The organism is Cupriavidus sp. 8B (genome assembly GCF_054589115.1).
This window is the reverse complement of sequence record NZ_BAAILO010000112.1, coordinates 1-233: the sequence shown is the minus strand read 5'-3', so window position 1 is coordinate 233 and position 233 is coordinate 1. Positions and strand designations below refer to the sequence as shown.

1 pseudogene is annotated in these 233 nt (G+C 69.1%); it reads right to left on the bottom strand.

Annotation, left to right across the window (positions count from 1 at the left end):
- Window positions 1-233 (bottom strand): annotated as a pseudogene (locus ACYP5B_RS12380) (ISNCY family transposase); the annotation flags it as partial.

The window sequence follows — 233 nt, the reverse complement described above, 5'->3', positions numbered from 1 at the left end:
GCCCAAACAGGCGCGCCGATTCCTTGGCTGGTGGACCTTGGGCGGGCGCAGCCGGCGCGGCACCCAAAAACCCGCGTCAATCATAAGGCCGCGCACGGTCTCCTTGGCCAGCGCGATGCCATGGCGCTCACGCAGCTTCTCGCAGGCCAGGGTTGGACCGAAGTCGGCATAGTTGTCGCGGATCAGGCCGAGCGCCCGCGCCGCAAGGCCCGGCGGTGTCCGGTTGTTGGCCA